Annotated in this window: 15 protein-coding genes and 3 pseudogenes; 7 read left to right on the top strand and 11 right to left on the bottom strand. The window is 67.5% G+C overall.

The genetic code is table 11. The annotated features are described in order from the left end of the window. The first annotated feature begins 276 nt into the window (after nucleotides 1-276). The 4 genes from RCO28_RS37435 to RCO28_RS37420 all read left to right on the top strand — a co-directional run bounded on the left by RCO28_RS37435 (nucleotide 277) and on the right by RCO28_RS37420 (nucleotide 5,770). Nucleotides 277-2,181: an APC family permease gene (locus tag RCO28_RS37435; protein ID WP_308945856.1), complete on the top strand. Its 1,905-nt coding sequence runs from the start codon at nucleotides 277-279 to the stop codon at nucleotides 2,179-2,181. A gap of 107 nt (nucleotides 2,182-2,288) precedes the next feature. Continuing rightward, entirely contained in the window at nucleotides 2,289-3,350 is a 1,062-nt protein-coding gene (locus RCO28_RS37430; protein ID WP_308945855.1) for a proline racemase family protein, read from the top strand. A gap of 63 nt (nucleotides 3,351-3,413) precedes the next feature. Further along, nucleotides 3,414-4,427, top strand: a complete 1,014-nt coding sequence (locus RCO28_RS37425) for an ornithine cyclodeaminase family protein (RefSeq protein WP_308945854.1) — start codon at nucleotides 3,414-3,416, stop codon at nucleotides 4,425-4,427. Further along, entirely contained in the window at nucleotides 4,424-5,770 is a 1,347-nt protein-coding gene (locus tag RCO28_RS37420) for an MFS transporter (RefSeq protein WP_308945853.1), read from the top strand. The genes RCO28_RS37425 and RCO28_RS37420 overlap by 4 nt, the downstream gene beginning before the upstream one ends. 115 nt (nucleotides 5,771-5,885) lie before the next feature. Here the strand turns inward: RCO28_RS37420 and RCO28_RS37415 are convergent, their stop codons facing one another. Then, nucleotides 5,886-7,424: an aldehyde dehydrogenase family protein gene (locus RCO28_RS37415; RefSeq protein ID WP_308945852.1), complete on the bottom strand. Its 1,539-nt coding sequence runs from the start codon at nucleotides 7,422-7,424 to the stop codon at nucleotides 5,886-5,888. A gap of 162 nt (nucleotides 7,425-7,586) precedes the next feature. Here RCO28_RS37415 and RCO28_RS37410 point away from each other — a divergent pair, with 162 nt between their 5' ends. Together RCO28_RS37410 and RCO28_RS37405 are read left to right on the top strand one after the other, a co-directional pair. Next, entirely contained in the window at nucleotides 7,587-8,609 is a 1,023-nt protein-coding gene (locus tag RCO28_RS37410) for a helix-turn-helix domain-containing protein (RefSeq protein ID WP_308945851.1), read from the top strand. Between the two features lie 343 nt (nucleotides 8,610-8,952). Then, a complete protein-coding gene (locus tag RCO28_RS37405; RefSeq protein WP_308945850.1) occupies nucleotides 8,953-10,605 on the top strand; it encodes a choline dehydrogenase in 1,653 nt (550 codons plus the stop codon). Nucleotides 10,606-10,816: 211 nt separating this feature from the next. On the opposite strand, the gene RCO28_RS37400 is transcribed toward RCO28_RS37405, so the two are convergent. The 7 genes and pseudogenes from RCO28_RS37400 to RCO28_RS37375 all read right to left on the bottom strand — a co-directional run bounded on the left by RCO28_RS37400 (nucleotide 10,817) and on the right by RCO28_RS37375 (nucleotide 18,743). Beyond that, entirely contained in the window at nucleotides 10,817-11,833 is a 1,017-nt protein-coding gene (locus RCO28_RS37400) for a GntR family transcriptional regulator (RefSeq protein ID WP_308945849.1), read from the bottom strand. A 282-nt stretch (nucleotides 11,834-12,115) separates the two neighbouring features. Beyond that, nucleotides 12,116-12,499: pseudogene (locus tag RCO28_RS39560) on the bottom strand (helix-turn-helix domain-containing protein); the annotation flags it as partial. Nucleotides 12,500-12,748: 249 nt separating this feature from the next. After that, entirely contained in the window at nucleotides 12,749-13,723 is a 975-nt protein-coding gene (locus RCO28_RS37395; RefSeq protein WP_308945848.1) for a transposase, read from the bottom strand. A 168-nt stretch (nucleotides 13,724-13,891) separates the two neighbouring features. Next, the gene (gene ltrA / locus RCO28_RS37390) at nucleotides 13,892-15,151 is read right to left on the bottom strand and encodes a group II intron reverse transcriptase/maturase (protein WP_308945847.1); all 1,260 of its coding nucleotides are present in this window, start codon (nucleotides 15,149-15,151) and stop codon (nucleotides 13,892-13,894) included. A gap of 640 nt (nucleotides 15,152-15,791) precedes the next feature. Beyond that, the gene (locus tag RCO28_RS37385) at nucleotides 15,792-17,084 is read right to left on the bottom strand and encodes an IS256 family transposase (protein WP_308945846.1); all 1,293 of its coding nucleotides are present in this window, start codon (nucleotides 17,082-17,084) and stop codon (nucleotides 15,792-15,794) included. A gap of 38 nt (nucleotides 17,085-17,122) precedes the next feature. Beyond that, nucleotides 17,123-18,055: an ISL3 family transposase gene (locus RCO28_RS37380; protein WP_308945845.1), complete on the bottom strand. Its 933-nt coding sequence runs from the start codon at nucleotides 18,053-18,055 to the stop codon at nucleotides 17,123-17,125. Nucleotides 18,056-18,228: 173 nt separating this feature from the next. Beyond that, nucleotides 18,229-18,743: pseudogene (locus RCO28_RS37375) on the bottom strand (hypothetical protein). A 443-nt stretch (nucleotides 18,744-19,186) separates the two neighbouring features. Between RCO28_RS37375 and RCO28_RS37370 the strand changes: the two are divergent. Beyond that, nucleotides 19,187-19,519, top strand: a pseudogene (locus tag RCO28_RS37370) (replicative DNA helicase); the annotation flags it as partial. 94 nt (nucleotides 19,520-19,613) lie between these two features. On the opposite strand, the gene RCO28_RS37365 reads toward RCO28_RS37370, so the two are convergent. From RCO28_RS37365 to RCO28_RS37355, 3 genes are read right to left on the bottom strand one after another with little or no spacing between them, the layout of a single operon-like run. After that, on the bottom strand, nucleotides 19,614-20,414 hold the full coding sequence (locus tag RCO28_RS37365) for a carbon-nitrogen hydrolase family protein (protein ID WP_308945844.1): 801 nt from the start codon (nucleotides 20,412-20,414) through the stop codon (nucleotides 19,614-19,616). A 26-nt stretch (nucleotides 20,415-20,440) separates the two neighbouring features. Next, entirely contained in the window at nucleotides 20,441-21,784 is a 1,344-nt protein-coding gene (locus RCO28_RS37360) for an MFS transporter (protein ID WP_308945843.1), read from the bottom strand. After that, on the bottom strand, nucleotides 21,781-22,539 hold the full coding sequence (locus RCO28_RS37355) for an aldolase/citrate lyase family protein (RefSeq protein WP_308945842.1): 759 nt from the start codon (nucleotides 22,537-22,539) through the stop codon (nucleotides 21,781-21,783). The genes RCO28_RS37360 and RCO28_RS37355 overlap by 4 nt, the downstream gene beginning before the upstream one ends. Between the last annotated feature and the right edge of the window lie 91 nt (nucleotides 22,540-22,630).

Here is a 22,630-nt window from a genome sequence, read left to right as displayed (position 1 = left end):
TCCGGACCTGTTCGTAGAGTCGTTGCCATCACCGCCAGGTGCAGCGACAGCCTGCCAGTCCTCTTTCCGGGAAGCCGGACACGCCTGCACATCGTCGGCCTGCATTGGGTCGGCCCTATCGCGGATCGCGCACGTACTGAGCGTCAACTTCTGCTGAAACTGCCGCCGTCGGCGCGGAGCAGCACACACAGCAACGGCGCACATGGCGCACCTGCCGACCGCACCACCACAGAGATCCAGCGACCAATAACGGTCGTTTCATGAGAGGCCAAGGATATGGCTGCCAATTCAGGCGGAGCAGCACTCGGTTCATTCGAGGCAAGCGACGCCGACCTCAAGCGGAACATCGGTCTCTGGGGCCTGATCTCGATCGCCGTCAGCATCCAGGTCGGATCGTCCTGGCTCCTTGCCACCCTCGCAGCCGCCTCCATGGCAGGCCCCGCCTCGATCGTCTCGTGGATCGCCGCATCGGTGTTCTTCGGCGTGATCGCCGTGAACTGGATGGAGCTCGGCACGATGCTGCCGCGCTCCGGCGCGGCGGTGCGCTACCCGCGCCTCACCCACGGCCCGTTCCTGAGCTGGTTCAACGGCTGGGGCTATCTCATCGCCATGATCGCGCTGCCGGTGATCGAGGTGCAGGCCGTGCTGACGTACGTGGGCGGACACTGGTCCGGTCTCGGGCTCGTCGCCGAGAAGGCCGGGGTCACGATGCTGACCTGGCCGGTCGGCATCCTCACCGGCGTGGTGTTGCTGTTCGGCTTCTTCCTGCTGAACGTGTTCGGCGTCAAGCTGCTCAGCGAGTCGAACAAGTACATCACCATCTGGAAGATCGTCGTTCCGCTCGTGACTGCGGTCCTGATGCTGCTCACGTTCAAGTCCTCGAACTTCACCATGGCGGGCGGATTCGCCCCGCAGGGGTACGGCGCGATCCTCGGGGCGATCTCGACCGGCGGAATCGTCTTCGCTTACACGGGAGTTCGACAGATCCTCGACTTCGGTGGCGAGGCGCGCAACCCGCGACGCGACATCCCCATCGCACTGGTCGTGGGCGGGTTGCTGATTCCCACCGTGATGTACGTGAGCCTCCAGGTCGGTCTGCTCGGCGCCTTGGACTGGAGCGACGCCGGCCTCGCCCCCGGCGACTGGAACGGGCTGCTCACCAGCTCCTGGGCGGCCTCGCCGCTGCTCAACGCGGTGGCTGCAGCAGGGTTCGCATGGTTCACGACCCTGCTGATCACGGACGCCGCGCTGTCGCCGGCGGCGACGGGCTGGGTATTCACCGGTGGCGCGGCACGGATCGCCTACTCGGTCTCTGTGAACGGTGAACTCCCTACCTGGCTCCGGCGGATGAACCGGTTCGGCGTGCCCTGGATCGCGTTGGTGGGCACGTCGTCCGTGGGTCTGCTGTTCCTGCTGCCGGTGCCGAGTTGGTACCAGTTCGTCGGCATGGTCTCGACCGCGCTCGTCCTCGGGTATCTGATGGCGGGCCCCGTCACGATGGTGCTCCGACGCGTGGCGCCGGAGCTGCCGCGTCCGGTCCGCATCAAGTGGGTCAGGACGTGGAGCATCGCCGGCTATGTCGCAAGCATGCTGCTGATCTACTTCGCGGGCTGGATCACGCTCGTCAACGTCATGACACTGGTGTTCCTGGCCCTGCCCATCTACGGCGGATACACCAGTGTCCAGAACGGTTGGACCCCGTCGACCACCGGCCGAGTCCTGGCCGTGGCGTTCACCACAGGATGGCTCTCCGTCGCCGTGGGTGGTGGCTGGCTGCTGACTCCCGACATGAAGCAGACCCCGGGAGGCTGGTCCTTCCCGGTCTACTTCGGCGCAATGGTCACCTGCATCGCCGCGTACCTGGCCGTGCTGTGGGCCATCAGCACCGCCACCGGCCGACGCCACCTCGCCTCCGGCCTGTGGATCGTGCCGTCGCTCCTCGCGGTGATGCTGCTCGCCTACCTGGGTCCTTACGGCCCGCACGCCGAGCCCCGTCTCGGCCACGGGATCGACGTCGCCCTAATCGCCCTCGTTGCGATCGGCAGCTACCTCTGGGCGGTGCGCAGTGGGACGCGCACCGACGAACTGCAGCAGATCATCGACGCCACGACGAGCCTGCAGGACAGGGTCCGGCAAGGGGCACCGCACACCGCGACGATCCAGGGCACCCCTGCCCTCTAGCTTCCGGCGAGCGCCCAACTCCCAGTCCAGCAAGGGACGTCAAGCGTCGCCAAGAACCGGACCGCACCAATCAGTCCAACCTCATGCCCCGACGAAAGGCACCAGTTGTGCGACTCAACAGGATGATCACCGCCGTCGACGTCCATGCCGACGGTCTGCCCGGACGCGTCATCACCGGTGGGGTCAGTGACGTACCGGGCGAGACGATGCTCGACAAGGCCCACTACATCGAGCAGCACTGCGACGACCTCCGCAAGCTCATGCTGCGCGAGCCCCGCGGTTATCCCGGTTCGTGCTGCAACCTGGTGCTGCCGTCGAACAACCCCGCGGCCGACTTCGGCTACGTCATCATGGAGCACTTCGAGTACCCGGCCATGTCCGGCACCAACACCATCTGCGTCGCCACCGCGCTGGTCGAGACCGGCATGGTCGAAGTGACGGAACCGGTCACCAAGTTCACCCTCGAAGCCCCCGGCGGCCTCATCGAGATCACCGCCGAGGTGGACCACGGCAAGGCCGTGTCGATCACCTTCCGCAACGTCCCGGCGTTCGCCGCTCTCCTCGACGTCCCCGTCGAGATCCCCGAGATCGGCACCGTCCGCGCCGATGTGGCCTGGGGCGGCATGTTCTATGTGATCGCCGACGCCTCGCAAGTCGGGCTGAAGCTCACTCCGGACGAGGGTCACGACATCGTCCGGATCGGCGAGATGCTGCGGCTGGCCACGGCCGAGCAGCACCCGGTCAAGCACCCCCTGGTCGACTCGTACCCCGGGGTGACGGTCTCCCAGCTGTCCGCGCCGGCCCACAGCCCGGACAACCACCGCCGCAACACGGTGACCATGCCGACCGGCGTACCCGACTGGACCCGCCCGGGCAGTTTCACCGGCTGCATCGACCGCTCTCCCTGCGGCACCGGAACCTCCGCGCGTATGGCGGCGCTGTACGCCCGTGGCGAGCTCGGCCTGAACGAGGAATACCGGCACGAGAGCGTCACCGACACTGTGTTCACCGGCAAGTTGGTCGACACGGTCCAGCTCGGCGACGTCACGGCCGTGGTTCCGGAGATCACCGGGCACGGCTGGATCACCGGGTTCGCCAACTATGTGCTCGACCCGACGGACCCGTTCCCGACGGGCTTCACCATCGGCGACATCTGGTCCGGCTACTGACAGACACCCTCCCTACCCCTGACCGTCGACGGCCCGCGCTCCCGGCGCGGGCGAGGAGAGACCATGACCCTGCAGACTCTCGACCCCGAGAGCGTTCGCTCACTCGTTCCGATGGGCGACGCGGTCGACGCGGTCAGGAACGCCTTCCATGCGCTCCGCCGGGGCGAGTTCGAGATGCCGCCCCGTACGCCGCTGCGCGACGGCGCGTTCCTCGTCATGTCCGCCCAGCACCGCCCCACGGCGACCATGGTGGTCAAGTCGCTGAGCGCCAACTTCGACCGCCGCCCCTCCACCGCCGGCACCGTGGTCTGGCACGACTTCCAGCACGCCGACCACCTCGTGGCCGACGCGGCGGTGGTCACGACGATGCGCACCGGTGCCGTCGTCGGCGTGGCCACCGACTTGCTCGCACCCCCGGAGGCCGCCACCTGCACCCTGATCGGCGCGGGCGCCCAGGCGGCCGACCAGGTCCGCGCCGTGCATGCCGTACGCCCCCTCACGGCGCTGCGGATCGTGGACCTCGACCAGGACCGCGCCGACGCACTGGCCCAAACCCTTGGGGACGAGCTGCAGATCGACAAGGTCACCGTCGGCAGCGTCCCGGACACGGAGGTACGCGGCGTCGACCTCGTCTGCTGCGCCACTCCTTCGACGTCGCCGCTGTTCGCGCTCGACTCGCTCGCCGAGCACACCCATGTGAACGCGATCGGGGCGTTTCGTCCGACGATGCGTGAGCTGCCTGACGAGCTGCTGGCGGACGCCACCGTGGTGATCGACGAACTCGCCTCTGCTCTGGAGGAGTCCGGGGAGATCCTGCACGCACTCGACGCCGGAGCCATCACCCGGGGCGACCTCCTGGAGTTGGGAACGGCCCTCGCCGAGGGGGTGCCCCCACGCTCTGGACGGACGGTGTTCAAGTCCGTCGGTGTGGCCGCCCAGGACTGGGCACTCGCGAACCTGCTCGCACGCCGCTGCCGGCCCGGGACCACCGCCCCTTCGGATGAGCATCGGGACGGCCCGACCGGACGTGACGGCAGCCACCGAGCTCCACGGACACATCAGGGAGAGACCAGATGACCGACAGCCGAGCCACATCGTCTCCGAGACCCGGCAGCCCCGTTGTCGACTCGGCCACGACGGCGAGGATCCAGCGCAGGCGCACCATCGCAGCGATCGTCGCCGGCACCGTGATCGAGTGGTATGACTTCGCCCTGTACGGCCTCGCCGCAGCCTTGGTATTCGCGCCGCTGTACTTTCCGGGAGCCGGATCCCTCGGGGGTGTCCTTGCCGCGCTTGGCACGTTCGCGGTGGGTCTCGGCGTACGGCCGCTGGGCGGGCTGGTGTTCGCGCACTTCGGTGACCGCCTGGGCCGCAAACCCATGATGCTGGTGACGCTGATACTCATGGGTGTCTCGACCACCTTGATCGGCGCGCTCCCCACCGCCGACGCCATCGGCATCTGGGCACCGGTCCTCCTGGTCCTGTTGCGCTGTGTCCAAGGAGCCGGTGCGGGAGCGGAGTTCGCCGGCGCGATCACCATGGTCGCGGAGCGATCCGACAGCCGTCGGGGCGCGTTGAGTGCGAGCTACCCGAGCGCCGCCATCTACATCGGTACCGGCATCGCGACCGTCGCGTTCACCGCGTTGTCCGCGATGCCGGAGGAGGCCTTCCTGGCCTGGGGGTGGCGCCTGCCGTTCCTCGCGAGCGCCGTGATCGTCGTGGTCGCCGCCTACCTGCGGCTGCGTGTCGCCGAGACCACCGCGTTCCAGAAAGCCCGGCAGTCCGGCGAGGCCGAACGCGCCCCGGTCCTACAGGTGTTCAGACACCACGGGCGGCACGTGCTCTGTGCCATGGGCGTCTTCAGCTTCATCCTGCCCTGGTACTACGTGGTGCAGGTGTTCGTGCTTTCCTATGTCATCGACACCCTTGGCGTACCGTCCCAGCAGGCCCTGCTCGGCCTGCTGGCCACGACGTTCCTGACCATTCCCGCTCTCCTCGGTTTCGGTCGTCTCGCCGACAGGGTGGGCCGCAAGCCGGTTCTCGTGTTCGGCGCCCTGTTCGGCATCGCCTTCCCGTTCCCGATGTTCTGGCTCCTGGAGACCCGCTCGCCGTGGCTGGTGGGGCTCGCGATGTTGCTGGGCATCGGCATCGTGCAGGGCGCGACAGTCGGCACGTCCGGGGCAATGCTCGCCGAGATCTTCCCGACCCGATTCCGCTGGAGCGGCATCGCGGTGTCCCGGGAGATCCCCGCGGCACTGATCGGCGGTACCGCGCCGCTCGTGGCCGCAGCGCTGCTCGCCTGGACGGGGCACGAGCCGTGGAGCGTCGCCGGGTACCTCATGCTGCTCAGCGTGGTGGGGCTGATCTCGATCCTCGCCATGCCCGAGACGCTGCGCCCCACGGGTCCCGCCGAGCTCTGACGAGCGGGCTTCGGACGGTCTCGTGCGGGCCCCGCTGTCCACGGGCCCGGGAGCAGCCACGAATGTGGGCCGACAGTCCCCCGGGCTGTCGGCCCACAACGTCGTGACGGACGAATCAGACCACCGGCCACGGGTCACGTACCGGTTGATCGGGCCGCTTGACCGTCAGCGGGCTGGTGAAACGGATCAGGTTCCACACGGTGCCCACCTTGTCGTTGGTCCCCGATGCGCGAGAGCCGCCGAAGGGCTGCTCGCCGATGACGGCCCCGGTGGGCCGGTCGTTGATGTGGAAGTTTCCGGCCGTGTACTTCAGGGCGTCGGCCGCCTGTGTGATGGCCGCCTCGTCCTCGGCGAAGACGGCTCCTGTGAGGCCGTACGCGGTGGACTCGTCCACGAGCCGCAGGGTCTTCTCCCAGTCGGCGTCCTCGTACACGTACGCCGCTGTGACGGGCGCGAACAGTTCCTCCGTCATGAACGGCGAGTGCGGGTCCGTGACTTCGAGGAGCGTCGGGTCGACGAACCAGCCCGTGGAGTCGTCGGTGGTGCCCCCTGTGACGACCAGGTTCGCGGCTCGCGCCCTGGCCAGGGCCTCGGTGTGCTTGGCGTGCTGGCGAGCGGTGATCACCGCGCCGAGGTGGGTGCCGGGCAGGGTCGGGTCACCGACGACGAGGCATCGGGTCAGCTCGACGAGCCGCTCCTTGAGGGCGGGCCACAGGCTGCGCGGGATGTAGAGCCGGGACGGGGCGGAGCACTTCTGCCCCTGGTAGTCGAAGGCGCCGTGGACACAGGCCACCGCCAGCGCGTCGAGGTCGGCCGAGGGGTGGGCGACGATGAAGTCCTTGCCACCCGTCTCGCCCGCCACGCGCGGGTAGTTGCGGTAGTTCTCGACGTTCTCCCCCACCGTCCGCAGAATCTGCTGGAACGTGCCGGTGGAGCCGGTGAAGTGGACCGCGGCGAGGTCGCGGTGGGCAAGAGCGGCCGGCCCGATCTCGGATCCGCTGCCGTGGACGAGGTTGACGACGCCGTCGGGGAGGCCCGCCTCGCGCAGCAGCTCAAGGGTCAGATGCGCGGTCAGCGCACCGCTCTCGGCGGGCTTCCACACCACCGTGTTGCCGAGGAGGGCCGGAGCGAAGGCAAGGTTGTTCGTGGAAGCGTAGTTGAACGGCGAGACCGCGAGGACGAAGCCCTCCAGCGGCCGGTACTCGACATGGTTGCTCACGCCTTCCGGCGAGAAGGGCTGCACCTCGTACATCGCTCGCATGTTGGCGACGTTGGCGCGGATGTAGGCGATCGTCTCTCCGACGGCGTCACCCTCGGCCTGCTCACGTGTCTTGGACAGTTCGAGCATCGCGGCCGCTGTGAGGCGCTCGCGCCACGGACCGCTCTCCAGCATGGCGGCCGCGCGCAGAAACGGTGCCGAGCGCTCGTCCGGGCCGAGCCGTCCCCACCGGCGGGAGGCCTCGGTCGCGGCCTGCGCCGCCTCCGACACCTGCTCGGCCGCGGCGCGGTGCACCTGACCGAGCCGGACAGCGTGCTCGTGCGGGGTGACGATGGGCTGGGTACGGCCGGTGCGTACCTCGCGGCCTCCGATGAAGTGCGGCACGTCGTATGCGGCGGCGCGGACCTCGGCGAGTGCCGCGGCGATATCGGTCATGGCAGGCTCCGATGACGGTGTCGTTGGGAACGGCACGACCCTAGGAGCGGCGGCCGTCTCAGAGTTCAGCCGCGATGTGGAATCTTCGACTGCGGTTTCTACACTTGTCGAACCGCGGTGACGAGCTCGCCGCCGGGTAGGTCACGAGGACTGGAGCGCTTAATGCAGCAGACGGACATGCAGGCCGTGGTCGACCGGCTGGCGTCGTCGGTCGGCCAGTCGGTGCTCATCGAGGACATCGACCAGCTTCCCGTCTGGTGGAGCACGACGGGCGCGGTCGACGGCGCCCGTCTGAAGACCATCCTCGACCGCCGCGTCGATCCGTCCGCCGCGGCCGTCGTCCCGCGGCTCCGCCTTCGCCAGGCGACCGCTCCGGTGCACACCCCGGCGATCCCCGAGGCTGACATGTGGGCGCGCTGGTGCATGCCGCTCCGGTACGAGGGCAGATCGCTCGGCCTGCTGTGGGTGCTCGACCCCGACGGAACCATCACCGAGGCCGACCTGCCTGCGATCGTGGAATGCGCCGAGCTCGCCGCGGAGACCCTGGCCGAGGCCCAGGAGTCGGCGCGACAGCGCACCCGGCAGCGGGACGACCTCATCGACCGCCTGCTCCAGGGGCCGGACCAGGACGCCGCACGCGAGCTCGCCCGCCTGGAAAACGTGCCTGCAGAGGTCCAGATCCAGGTCGAGGCGCCGGGCAGGCCAGGAGGCTGGCCACTCCTCGACGGCATGACGGCACATGTCGCGGGAAGCCGGCCCCGCGCGGCTGTGAGTGGGGCCCCGCTTCCGTTGGTCGAGTTGAGCGAGGCAGTGCGCCGGGCGGCGGCGACGCTTCGGTGCGTCGCCGCGGGCGCGCGGCTCGAATCGGTCTCGTGGGACGCGCTGGGTGCCTGGCGGCTCGTCGTCGAGGCCCCCGATTCCCTGACCGCCGAGCAGCTCCATCCCGGCATCGCGGTCCTCGCCACGCAGCCTCGGGACGAGCTGATCGTGACCGCCCGTGTCGTCCTGGACCACGGCGGTGAAGTGGCCGCCGCTGCCCAGGAATTGCACGTACACCGGACCACGCTCTACTACCGCCTGAACCAGGTCACCGAACTGACGGGCGTCGACCTGCGCTCCGGGCCGGCCCGCACCAACCTCCAACTCGCCCTCTGGCTCGCCGCCTACCGCGCGGCCGAAGGCTGACCCTGCCATCGATTCGACAGATGTCGAGCGTCCGGGGGATCTCTCCTCGCTGACGTGAATGCCACCACGCCCCCGCCCCGCTTACGGTCGGTTCACCGCCCGCCACCTCCCGTACGACGTCGACGGAACTCTCGTCGCGGCGCACGGGGCCGAACGTCTCAACTTCCTTCGCCTGTCCGGCTTCTCGGATCACGGCCTCTCCATGCACCCGCAGGCGGCTTCGCCAGGGCCGAGCTCTCCCGACCGGCCACCACTCATCCATCGACCTCACCCGTTTCGGCCGGCAGCGCCGCCTCGACGGAACCCCGCTGCGCGAACAGGGAAACATCCAAGGAGGCACCTCTTGACCACGAAGTTCGACTACATCGTCGTCGGTGCAGGCACGACCGGCTGCATCATCGCCTCCCGCCTGACGGAAGATCCCGGGGTCCAGGTGCTGCTCGTCGAGGCCGGAGGCTCCGACCGCAGCATGTTCATCACGATGCCCGGGGCCTTGCCGTTCGTGTACCAGAACAAGAAGATCGGCTGGGGGCACCAGTCCGGGCCCGAGCCGCAGCTCGACGGCAAGCGCGTGGAAGAGAAGGCTGGCAAGATCATCGGGGGCTCCTCGTCGATCAACGCCATGATCTACAACCGGGGCAACCCGATGGACTACGACGGCTGGGCCGACGGCGGCCTCAAGGACTGGGACTACGCCCACTGCCTGCCGTACTTCCGCAAGCTGGAGACCTTCGAGGAGGGTCCCGACTCCTTTCGGGGCGGCGACGGGCCGGTCCACATCAGCCGCGCCCGCGCCGAGCACAAGCTCTACCGCGCGATCCTGCGCGCCGGCGAACAGGCCGGCTTCGGTGTCACCCCGGACCACAACGGTTACAAGCAGGAGGGCTTCCACGTCGCGCAGTCCTTCATCCACAATGGGGTCCGGATGAGCGCCTCCCGGGCCTACCTCCGGCCGGCGCTGCGGCGGCCCAACCTCCGGGTGCTGCCCAAGCGGCTCGTGACCCGCGTCCTCGTCGAGAACGGCACCGCCGTCGGCATCGAGGTCGCCGCCCAGGGCAGTCTTCGCAGAATCCACTGCGAGCGTGAAGTCGTGCTGTGCGCAGGCGCGTTGAACACGCCCAAGCTCCTGATGCTGTCCGGCGTCGGCCCCGCCGGGGAACTCCGACGGCACGGCATCGCCGTACGGGCCAACGTGCCCGGAGTCGGCCAGAACCTCCAGAACCACCCGGGCATCGACCTCCAGTACGGCACGCGGTACGAGGACTCGCTCACCTCCGAGCTGCACATGCTCGGCCGGGCCAAGCTCGGCGCGGACTGGGTGCTGCGGCGGAAGGGCCTGGGCACCACCAACTTCTTCGAGGCGGGCGCCTTCCTGCGCACCCGCGACGACGTCGACTTTCCCAACATGCAGTACGAGTTCCTGCCGCTGACCCGGAAACTCGTGAACGGCAAGCTGGTGCCGATCCCCGGTTTCCAGTTCTGGATGGACCTGTCGCGCCCGGAGAGCCGGGGCACGGTCACTTTGCGCTCCCCGAATCCGGCGGACGCCCCGGTAGCGGTCTTCAACCACTACGAGTCGCGCCAGGACATGCAGGACATGATCGACGGGATCAGGCTGATGCGGGACCGCGTCGTCAGGCAGCCGGCCATCGCCCAGTTCAATCCCCAGCAGCTCAACCCCGGCCCTGACATGGACAGCGACCGCGACATCGAGGCGTTCGTCCGCAAGTCCACGGCCTCGTCGTACCACCCGTCCGGATCGTGTCGTATGGGCTCCGACCCGGACGCCGTCGTGGACAGCGAGGGGCGGGCCAACGCGGTGGCCGGTCTGCGCATCGCCGATGCGTCGATCATGCCGAAGGTCATCACCGGCAACCTCAACGCCCCGGTGATGATGATGGCCGAGAAGATCGCCGACCGGGTCCGCGGACGCCAACCGCTCGCGCCGTCCGACGCCGTGTATCACCGGGCGGACCGTCACACGCCAGGAGATTGAGGCACCCCGGTCTCCGCACTCTCGGGGCGGAGACCGGTCGGCCGCCCAGCTGAATCGGCCAGCGGCGACCCGCCGTTCACCACCGAGCCGCCGACACCGCACGCGTCCACCCGACCGCTCGAGCCTGCCTGGTCCGAGCGGTACGCATGCGCGAGCCTGCCCGGGGATCGTGCCGGGCGTCGCAGGGTCGGCAGGACCTTACGAACACGACCTAACGACCGGGGCCGTCGAGGTTGCCTGAGATGGTCAGCCAGAGTTGGGCGTCGAAGTCCTCCTGCGGGAGTTGAGCCGCCATGTACCGCACCATGTACTCGATCTTGGCGCGCCAGTGCCGAACAGCGTCGTGCCCGGACCGACTGCGCAGCGCTTCCAGGATCGCCGCGTCCTGACGCACGACCCGCTCGCTCGCGTCCGCGTAATCGAGCCCGAGGGTGGAGCTGAACAAGCGAAGTTGCATGTTGAGTCGGCGGAAGTGCAGCGCGGTGCGCGGGAGTCGAGCGGCGTCCGCGAACGCGTCCTGAAAGACCGTGTCCGCCTCGACCATCACCTGCATGTCCCGATGCCGCACGGCCGCCCTCGCCTGATCCAACGCGGCACTCACCGGTCTCAGAGCAGCTGGTTCAAGGGTCACGAGGCGCCGCAGAAGTACCGAGCCCAGGGATGCGCGGGATGCGTAGGTCTCGAGCACGTCCGTGGCGTTGATCGTGGGAATCACCGCTCCCTTGTTCGGCAGGAGTTCGAGCAATCCCTCCTCGGCGAGCATCCGCAGGGCGTCGCGGACCGGGCCACGGCTGACGCCGAGGCGGGCTGCCAGCGGCTCTTCGGTTATCCGTTCCCCTGCCGCGAACTGGCCGCTCGCCATCGCCTCCTTCAGCGCGTACACGACCTGGTCGGCCAGGCGCCGGCCCTGGCCAGGCCCGTGGGTGACTGCTGAGGACGGCGCAGTGTCGTTGGCCGAGTTGCCCTCCTGGCCCTGTGCGGCTGCGGTCGCTACGGTCCTGCTAGGCCTCACCCAGGTGAACTCACGCTGTTCGGCGGCACGCCACTCGTGAATCCGGTCTGCCACCTCGGACATGCCGACGCTGTTTCGCGCGGAGGTCAGCCATGCCGCGGGGGTGGAGGCGTGCTCCAGGTGGAATCGGTGCTGCCGCCTCCATCCGGCGAGCAGGCCGGGACCCAGGACGTGGTGGTCCACGCCCTCTCCGTCGACGACGACTTGGACATCCACAGGGGCGGGGACCGTGCGATCCAGGAGGGCAAGGAACGCGCGCAAGGAAGCCCTCCCATCGATGCCTCCGGGAGCGGCAGTGTCCGCCCCGACGGAGCCACGGCAATACTCGGCTGCTGCGAGCACGGTGGGCAGAACGGCCCTGGACACCTGGGTGAGAGGGTCGGCAGGGCGCCGCAGCGCCAGCACCCGCAGGGCAGGACCGAAGTGAACGCCGACCAGCTCACGGGCCTGCGTCTCGAAGGCGGGCGACGTCGGCCACCAGCTGCGCCAGATCCGGCTCACCGTTGTCTGGCTCAGCCCCGTCCGTGATGCCACCGACCGGGTCGACCAGGACCCACGCCCCGCCGGGGGCCGCTCCAGCAGCGTGCGAAGGATCTCATCGGCTGCTGCGTCCGGAACCTCTTTGGGTCTCCCCGAGCGGGGCTGGTCGCGCAGCCCGTCCAAACCGTCCCTCAGAAATCTGGACCGCCATGTGGCGACCATGTCTCTGGAGACACCGAGTTCCGAGGCAACGCCGGTGCTGGTGGCTACGCACTCACAGGCCAGCACGATGCGCGCCCGCAGAGCAAGTGCCTGGGTGGCGCTCCGGCTACTGGTCCAGCGCCGGAGAGTGTTCCGCTCGGCATCGGTGAGCGTCAGGACAGTACGTGCACGGCCGACCATGCGCAGATCGTATGCAGACTTACGACTCGGCAGAAGGCCGATGCGCTGATGAACTCTCTGTCTCGGTCAACCATCCAGCGGCTCACCTACGGCAGGGAAACCAAAAACGACACCGACGCACCGTCCGTCAGGCGACAAGCACAGCGGTCCCCGCCTGCGCGAGAGCCGCGCCTAGTTTGGCATCGGCAGCCCGGTCGGTGATGAGGGCGTCTAAGCTTGACTCTGTCGGGGATCTTGGAGTTGCCGAGGTCAGCTGCCCAGGGTTCGCCAGGACTTCAGCCGGGGTATCTCGCGCTGGTCGAGGTAGTTCTGAAAGGCAGTCGGTCGGCGGGGCGTGGGTGTTTCCTCGGGCGGTGCCAGTCCGCTGAGGCGCTCGATGTTGATGGCGATGGCCGTCAGGACGTGCTGGATGTGGGCCTTTCCCTGTCCTCGGTAGCGGCAGCGCCGCATGCCGTGCCCGTGGGCGAACTCGTTGACCGTGCCCTCCACTCCGGAGCGGACCGCATAGCGGGCCTTCCACTCGGGCGTCTGCTGCTCGGCGCGGACACGAAGTTGCAGGTCGCGGAGTTCTCGTGGAGGAAAGGCCACGGTGCGGGTGCTTTCGCGGGAGGTGGTGCACTGAGTGCGAGCCGGGCAGGGCTGGCACTGGCTTTTGGTGAACCTGGCCACGATCAGCGGGGCCGCGGTGGGTGAGGAGGTCGGGTAGGGGCCGTGCCAGCCCTGGCTGACCTGGCCCTGGGGGCAGGTGACCTGCTGATGGTCGTAGTCGATGTGGAAGTCGTCCCGGGCGAAGCCTTCGTTCCGGCGGTGTTGGCGTGTGGGGTTGCTCCGGAGTGGCCCGGTGACGGTGACCCGGTGTTCACGGGCGGCTTGTTCCAGGTGGGGCAGGGAGGTGTAGCCGGCGTCGACCAGGTGCTCGGCGGGCAGCAGTCCGCGGCGTGACAGGAGGGTGTGGATGCCGGGGAGGACCTGGCTGTCGTGGGTGGTGGCCGCGGTGGTGGCCACGTCCGTGATCACGTTGGGGCCGTCGGGAGCACAGGTCTCGGTCAGATGAGCGGCGAACCCCTTCCAGCTGATGATGTGTCCGTGCCGTGCATAGCGGGCCGAGGTGTCGTAGGGAGAGATGATCGCCCGGGACGAGGGCGGCAGTCCGGGCCCGCCTTCCGTCTCGGCGGTGCGCCAGCGCAGGTGTCCTGCGGCGTCACGGTGGTAGTTCTGCACCATGATCTGGCGTAGGGCCTGGATACGAGGGCCGGACGTGCGGTCTGCTCCGTGCTGGTAGAGGTGTCGGCGTACAAGTGAACGTGGTCGGGTGGCCCCGGGCATCTCAGCCCGGGGCTCCCACAGATCCGTACGTGACAGTCTCCCGTCATACGGCTCCTGTCGCTCTGGTCACTTGACGGCCGGTTTCACCCAGATCCAGTGTGCGAAGTAACGGGGGCTCCGGGCGGCGGCCTGCGCCATCGCCTGGCGGGCCTTTCGCAAGGTCCCCGATCTCCGGTACTTCTTCATGATCCACCGCAACAGATAGGTGTTGATGCGGTCGAGTACGGGCGTCAGCTCGGTATGGAAGAAGGCCCCGTAGTAAGCCATCCATCCCCGCACGATCGGGTTGACCATTCGTGCGAGGTCCGCCTCCGTGCTGTTCACACGCCGATGCAGTCGCCAGGACCGTACCGTCGCGCTCATCTTCTTCAGGGCGTCCCTGCTGACCGCAGGAAGGAAGGCCGTGAACACCACGCCATCCCTCCTCTGAGCCGACCTCGGCCGGAAGGTGTACCCCAGGAACGTGAACGACACCTGCTCGAACGAGCCGTGCCGGTTGCTGTCCTTGCAGTACACAATCTTCGTCTTGTCCGGGTGCAGCTCCAGCCCGACCTCGGCCATCCGTCCGTGCAGTGCGGCCAGGACCCTGCGGGCCTGGGACTCGGAGGTGCAGTGCACCACCGCGTCGTCCGCGTAGCGTTCGAAGGCGACCCCGGGATACTCCCGGGCCAGCCAGGTATCGAACGCGTAGTGCATGAACAGGTTGGCCAGGACGGGTGAGACCGATGATCCCTGTGGGGTTCCCCGGTCTCTGGCCAGCAAGGTCCCGTCGGGCAGCTGCAGTTCGGCGGCCAGCCACCGCTTCACATACAGCACCACCCAACGAGCATCGGTGTGCACTTCGACGGCCTTGATCACGAGGTCCCACCGCACGCTGTCGAAGAACTTCCGGATGTCGAGATCGATCACCCAGTCGTACTTCCAGGAGCGTCTGCGGCAGGTTCCGACCGCGTCCAGGGCCGAACGGTTCGGGCGGTAGCCGTAGGAGTCGGAGTGGAACACGGGTTCCACCCGCTCCCCCAGATGCGCGGCCACCACCGTCTGTGCGATCCGATCAGCGACAGTGGGCACCCCGAGCACACGCGTACCAGCGGCACCGTGCGACTTGGGGATTTCCACCGCCATCACCGGCGGCGGGAAGTAGGTGCCCGAGGACATCCGGTTCCAGATCTTGTACAGGTTGCCCCGCAGATCCTTCTCGAACTCCTCGATGGACACCCCGTCCACCCCCGGTGCTCCCTGATTGCCCTTCACCTTGATCCAGGCGTCCCACACCTCCGACTTGGAGATGTCGAACGGCTTGCCAGATGCTTTCAGCTGGTCCATCAGGCTCCTCCCAGAGCTCTGGTTGACGAGACGAAACAGCCACGAGCGACCCGGCCCCTTCGCTCCACCCCCGTTACAGGGGCTTCAGCACTACTACGAGCCGGTCCGCCGGCGCACTCGGCCCGGTACTCGAAGTCCCTACGGGGAACTCCCGACTCGGGCACTCCCGGTTGACCGCGCTGCTGCACACGGTCATGCCGAACGCGCCTTCCCACGTTCCGTACGAGATCGGCAGACAGGTCTCACGTCACCTCTACGCCGGACGCCGCCCGGCCAGTCGACGGGCTCCCGCCGGGCTTATCCCGGGATCAAGAGCTTCATCCCGGTTCTGACGTCATCTGACTATTTTCGACGCCTCATCAGTGATCGTCTTCCCTGTCCCCACCTGACGCCATCGCGGGCGCCTTTTCCCCCATCGCTCACCACGACGGTCTTCAGCCAACGCAGCATGAGGGCGGTTTGGAGCCTCCCCCCGCAGGGCGGCTCCGAAGGGCCAGACCTTCATCTCCCGTACAGCACCACGAGATTGGTGCACTTCATCACCTACATGTCGTTCACCCTTCTCGTGTTCGTGGGCACACGCCCTGGCAAGATTTTCGTGAGGGTCTGTCAAACGAACGGTGTAACCAGGGTGGTTGGGTTACTGACGGGCCGCTGAGAGGCGGCCGTCGAAGGTGATGTCGAAAGCGTTCAGTGCGGTCTTCCAGCGGCTGGTCCAGCGGGCCTGTCCCTTGCCGGTGGGGTCGAGCGACATGATCGCCATGTAGACGCACTTCAACGCGGCCTGCTCGTTCGGGAAGTGCCCGCGGGCCTTGACCGCCCGGCGGATCCGCGCGTTCACCGACTCGATCGCATTCGTGGTGCAGACGATGCGGCGGATCTCGGTGTCGAACCGGAGGAACGGAGTGAACTCCTCCCAGGCGTTCTCCCACAGCTTCACGATCGCCGGATACTTGCCGCCCCAGGCGTCGGCGAACTCGGCAAACCGTTCCAGGGCGGCTTCCTCGGTCGGCGCAGTGTAGACCGGCTTGAGCACTTTGGTCATCTTGTCCCAGTCCTGGCGGGCGGCATAGCGGAAGGAGTTCCGCAACAGGTGCACCACGCAGGTCTGCACGATCGTCTTCGGCCAGACCGTCTCGACCGCGTCGGGCAGGCCCTTCAAGCCGTCGCAGACGAGCATGAGGACGTCGTTCACGCCGCGGTTTTTGATCTCGGTGAGGATGTGCAGCCAGTGCTTGGCGCCCTCGCCGCCGTCGCCGGCCCACAGGCCGAGGATCTCCCGCCGACCCTCAGCGGTGACCGCCAGGGCGACATAGATGGGCCGGTTGGCCACGGCTCCATCGCGGATCTTCACGTGGATGGCGTCGATGAAGATGACCGGGTAGACGGCGTCCAACGGCCGGTTTTGCCATTCGGCCATCCCCTCAAGGACCTTGTCGGTGATGGTGGAGACGGTCTGACGGGACACCTCGGCGCCATAGACCTCGGCAAGGTGGGCCTGGACCTCGCCGGTCGTCAGGCCCTTCGCGGCTAGGGAGATGACCATCTCGTCGACCCCGGACAGCCGCTTCTGCCGCTTCTTGACGATCCTGGGTTCGAAGGTGCCCTCGCGGTCGCGGGGCACGGCTATCTCCACCGGTCCGACGTCGGTGAGCACGGTCTTTCCGCGAGTGCCGTTGCGGGAGTTGCCGCCGTTCTTGCCCGCCGGATCGTGCTTGTCATAGCCGAGATGGTCGGTGATCTCGCCTTCCAGAGCGGACTCCAGCAGCCGCTTGGTCAACTGCTGCAACAGCCCGCCCTCGCCCGTCAGTTGCAGGCCCTCGGACTGAGCCCGGCCCACCAGCTCGTCGATCAGCTGATCGTCCACAGACTTGGCCGACCGCGGCTCATTCGGCTCGACACTTCCGGGCTCGGTCACGTTCTCACTGGTCATCGATGCATCTTCCATGATCGGGAGTTACACCGAACGTTTTACAGTCCCCCACGTTCACTTGTACGCCGACAGGAGTATCCCTCTCGGAGCAGGCGGTGGATGTCGGAGTATCGGTCGACGGTGCGGGCGGCCATCTTCGTGGGCGGCAGGGTCGGCGGCGGCAGAGGATTAATGATCCGTCGGGGCGCGGACTGCCGCTCGGCGTCGGCTTGTTTACGCAGGCAGACGCGGTGTTGATGGCAGGTCTTCTCGACCGCGGGGGAAAGGTTGTGCAACAGGTGCCACCGGTCGGCGACCTCCTGGGCGTCGGGGGCCGCAGTGCGGATGGCGGTGGAGTATGCGGTGGCCCGGTCCCTGCAGATGATCTCGGCGCCGGGGTGTTCCTGCAGCCAGGCGGCGAAGGTCGCCGCGTCCCGATCCGGGAGGACGTCGACTACTCGGGCCGCCTCCACGTCGACCAGGACCGTGCCGTAGCGCCACCTCTTACGGAAGGCGAACTCGTCGACGCCGAGCACCCGAGGTGCCCGCGCAGGCACCGGCGGGGCAGTGAGCAGGCCCAAGAGGTGGGTGCGGCCTGTGGGGAACTGCAGGGTCTGGCAGAGTCGTTGGCCGGGGCGCCCGCCGAGGAACGTCGCGATGGACCGCATCCATTGCCGCAGGCCAACGCTGTGGCGACGGTGGCGTTCACTGAGGTCAGGGACCTGCTCGACGAACGTCCGCCGGCGGCACTCAGCCCGCTCGCAGAAGAACCGCCGCACCAACAGCGAGATCACCAACGGCCGTCCCGCCACCGGGCGTTCGGCCAGGCGACGCCGATAGCGGGAGTGCACCCGGCGTCCCGGACAGCCACAGCTCGGGCAATCCGGTGGCCGGCCGCAGGCCGTCGCCTCGACCGCGACCCCGTCCGCGGCGGCGTGCACCGCCGCGACCTGCACATCAATCCCGGGAAACAGCACATCCTCGATCGCCACGCCCCCCCATAGCGGGGCCATCCCCCAGAGAAACGTTCCCGCACTCGCGCGTTCACCTGGGGATTCACGGAATCACGGCCTGAACCAAAATCGCCGTCGTTCACACCTGGTCCGCGACTTTGAACGCTCCACCACCAGCGGCGAGGCGGTGATCTACTGGTCGATGACGATGCTCATGATCCGCCGTCTGGCCCGGTAACCCCAGCGGCGAGGGTGAACCGGCCCGGCTGACGCTCGGCCAGCCGCCCCGTGCCACCAGACGCTTCGCCTTCGACCGCAGTGCCTCCACCTTCGCCGGCACCGCATCCAGGCCGAACAAGGCGGCCATCTCCTGGCAGGTCAAGGGCCCTTGATGGAGGCGGCGCCGGTCCGCGAGCACATGCAGGATGCGTTGGTAATCCACCGAAAGCACCGACCAGCCCAGACCTTCGCGCCAGACCGGCACCTGCGACTTCGGCTTCGCGGCCGCCGCCACCGACGGAGCTGCCTCTGCCTGCTCGGGATCTTCGAGCTCTTCGGGCGGGTCCAGTACCTCGCCCACCCGTGACCGGGCGATGGCCCACTCCTTCCAATCCCGCTCGGCCACGGCCAACTCGGCCTGCACGCGGTCGACTTCTTCCCGCAGCTCGTCCACCCGACGACGGGCAGCAAGCTCACGCTGTTCCAGCAACCCCACGACCGACGGCATCCGCGACCTCCCCGGGATCGATGACACGACAGGCCACCAGTCCCACAACGCGGCCGCCCCTATGCCTGACCAGCTAAAACACCGCCCTCAGGTTCGGAACGACAACAGCCACTAAGCCATCGAGCCCGCAGACTCGATGGGCAGCTGCGCGTCCGAACTTGCCGGAGTCGCCCAACACGTGACTGGTGGTGGTGTTGGGCGAGGATGGCCCGCTTGGTTGCGACTTCCTCGAGGTGGTAGTCGGCCAGCCCGAAGGCCGAGATTCCACCCGAGCCAATGAAGGCCACGTCCAGCCCGAAGTCAGCGAATAATTCGGGTGGCAAGGTGCCGGTGAAGTCGGCCGGCAGGGCGGTAGTACCCACGTCCACGATGACGGTCTGGTGCAGTCTGATCAGCGCGGTGCCGGAACGATCACATCCTTCTGTGCAGCCTGGGCGCCGCTGTGTTGGCCCCGCCACGCATCGGCGTACGCCCGCATGGCTGAGACCGAACGCGCCCGACGCCGTCTGCAGAGTGCCGCCGAACACCTCGTCCACACCGTCCACGACACATCCTTCCCTCACCATGTCCAGACGGTGCTCACAGAAGCCGATGCCCTCGCCTCGGTGGTGAACGACATCGCAAGCCGCTTCCCCTCGCAAGCCGTGGTGCCGCCCCGCACTCCGGCACCGCCGCCAGCCACCGCGCCCATGTACGCCGAGGCCGTCGAGGAGGAGCAACTCCTGCTCGCGACTGCCACCGCCCACCCCGCCGATATCGAGTCCGTCCGGTGGCTGCCAGCTATTCATTCAAAATCGGTGGTTGTGCGCGGACGGCCTGACCGCTGCACTCAAGCACGCGGATACTTCGACAAATCGGCTCCTAGATGGCCTAATCGCGTTCAACCACCGTGAACCGTCGCAGGTTGAGAGCCGGGTTGACGGTACGCACTTCCGAGATCCGGTCAGCTGAGATGTCGGCGATGGCTACGCCTTCCGCCTCTGCGAGGGAGGCGAGCTGCACGCCCATCGGGTCGACGATCATGCTGCGCCCGATTCCTCCCGGAGCAGTCTGGCCGCAAGCGGCCACGTACATCGTGTTCTCCACTGCCCGCGCGCGGACCAGAGTGGCCCAGTGATCCTCCTTCAACGGGCCGGGGACCCAGGCGGCCGGAAGCACCAAGACATCAGCACCCGCGTCGACGATCCGCCGTGTGACCTCAGGGAAGCGCACGTCGTAGCAGGTCTGCATGCCGAACCGGATGCCTCCGACCTCGAACAGATCAGGCACTTCGATAGCCCCTGGACGCACCTTTGAGGACTCGGTGTATCCGAACGCATCGTAGAGGTGGACCTTGCGGTAGATCGCTGCGATCTGACCGTCCTCGTTCACTGCGACGAGGGTGTTGTGGATGCGGTCGGGATCTTCAGTCGGCTCGTTCATGCCGCAGATGACGGAGAGCCCGGACTCCTTTGCTATGACACCGAGTTCGCGAACGAAGTCCCCGTTGAGGGGTTCGGCGGACTGAATGAACCGCTCGTCCATCGCTGGGGCGGAGTACATCGAGAACTCGGGGAAGACGACCACACGTGCACCGCGCGTCGCAGCGGACTTCACATGGGTACGGATGGTCTCGGTGTTGCGCTTCTTGTCTGTGGTCGGGGTGAACTGAGCAACAGCGATCGGGAGCATGAATCGAACCTGCCTTGTGGGTCTGTTCAGGGGTGGGTGAGCGTCGCCGGAGCCGGCGGTGCGTCGATGCGGTCGATTCGACCAAGGAGGAGGGTGTAGCTGCCGATTCCGGCCAGGATCACGATGCCGGTGGCGATGAACGCCCACGCGAAGGATCCCGTCGTGTCCACCACGATGCCCGTGACGATGGGGGCTGCGATTCCGATGGTGTTGGCAACGAAATTGACGATGCCTCCCATGGTCCCGGTGTAGCCGTGCGGAGCGATCAGGGACACGATGCTCGACCCCGCCGGAACCGACACGGCCAGTCCTGCCGCTCCGATCGACAGGAAGGTGATCGCGACCACGATCGAGTCGGCGTATGCGGCGCCGACCACGGCGAGTGAGGCAAGCATGCTGCTGATAAGGACGATGCGGCGCACGCGGGTGGCCTGTCCGGTGCGGGCGATCCAGCGGTCCATGAGGACGCCTGCGATGAGGAACTGTGCGATGACCGCGACCAACCACGGAATCATCGTGTAGAGGCCGCCCTTGAGAAGGTTTACGTCGAACTGTCTTTCCAGGTAGGCGGGAAGCCACGTCAGCAGGACGTAGTAGGCGTAGGTGTACGAGGAGAATCCCAGGGCCAGACCCCAGGTCTTCCTGCGTCGAAGGAGGTACCCGAGGCCGGCGAGCGACCCGCTCGTGCGAGCGCCTTGATCTTCGGCGCCGCCGTCCTTCAGGAGGGCGTACTCCTGCGTGGTGAGGTGCCCATTCGCACGTGCCTGTTCGGGGGACTCGTAAAGCCGCCACCAAATCACCAGGAACAGCACGCTCAGCACTCCGGTGAAGATGAATGCCGCATGCCAGCTGAACGCCGTCACCAGGAACGCCATGAGCGGGATGCCGAGTACGTTCGAGAGTTTCGAGGCGCCGTCGAAGATGGCTGTGGCCGTACCCCGTTCCTGCTTGGGGAACCACTGCCCGATCGCCTTCCATGCCGCGGGTACGGAGGGTGCCTCGCCGATCCCAAGGATCAGTCGGGCGATGATCACCAGGCCGAGCCCGGATGCCGCCGCCGCGAGGAATGAGGCGAGCGCCCAGAGAGTGACGCCGAGGCGGTTGACCCAGCGGACGCCGATCTTGTCGATCACGGCTCCGATGGGCATCTGGAGAAGGGCGTACGTCCACAGGAACGCGGAGGAGAGGATGCCCATCTGCGCGGCTGAGATGTCGAAGTCGCGCATGATGTCGGGGGCAGCGACGGACAGGTTGACCCGGTCGATGTAGTTGACGAACGAGCCGATGCCCAGCACACCTGCGATCTTCCACCGCATACGACCGACACGGCTCGGTGCCGCCGTGGATACGTCCATCTTGGAGGTGCTCACGCCTGCCCCTTCGTCGACAGCGCTGTTGCCTCGTCGAATGCTCTGCTGAGTCCCGCACGCAGAGCGTCATGCTGCATGATCAGGGCCAGTTGGTGAGCCCCGTTGTCCAGGGCGAAGCGCTTCTCGTCCTCGCTCCAGGCCGGCATGATCCAGTGCTTTCCCGCACCCCTCGCCGCATGAGCGATCTTGCGCTGATCCGCGAAGTCATCGGCCTGTCGGGCGTAGGCACCGCGGCCGCGCCGAACTGAGAGGTCTCCGGGCCCGACGAACACGCCGTCCACGGTGGGAAGTTCGAGGATCGCGTCGACTTCGGCCAGGGCCCCCGCGTGTTCGATCATCGGGTAGCAGCGAATCCGGGCATCTTCGGCGGCAAGCCACTCATCGCTGTAGGGCCCATAACCGATGGTGCGCCCGCCCGCGAGACTCCGGTCTCCCAGCGACGGGAACTTGGCGAAAGCGCAGACGGCGCTCGCGTGAGCCGCTCCGTCTATGTGGGGGATCACGACCGCATCGGCCCCGAAGTCCAAGGCCTGCTGGATCGGTGCCCGCTCAGGGGCCAGGACCTTGGCGAGAACGTCGAAGCCGAGCGCCTTCAGGAACGGTATGAACCGCTCCAGGTCGGCCAGACCGAATGCGCCGTGCTCGATGTCGAGCACGGCCGCACCGTAACCGATGAGTTGAGCAATCTCGGCGGCAGCGAAGTTGGGATCGGAGAGCCAAACGGCGAAGTCAGAGTTGAGAGTGCGCTTGTTCACGGGATCGGACTCCTCGGCATGTCGAGTGCTTTGTCGCCCGCCCCACGACCTTGAAGACGGCCGGGCTTGCTGAGCGGCGGGCCCCGTACGC

Source organism: Streptomyces sp. LHD-70, assembly GCF_031157275.1.
Lineage (GTDB): Bacteria > Actinomycetota > Actinomycetes > Streptomycetales > Streptomycetaceae > Streptomyces.
This window is presented reverse-complemented; position numbering and strand designations above follow the sequence as displayed.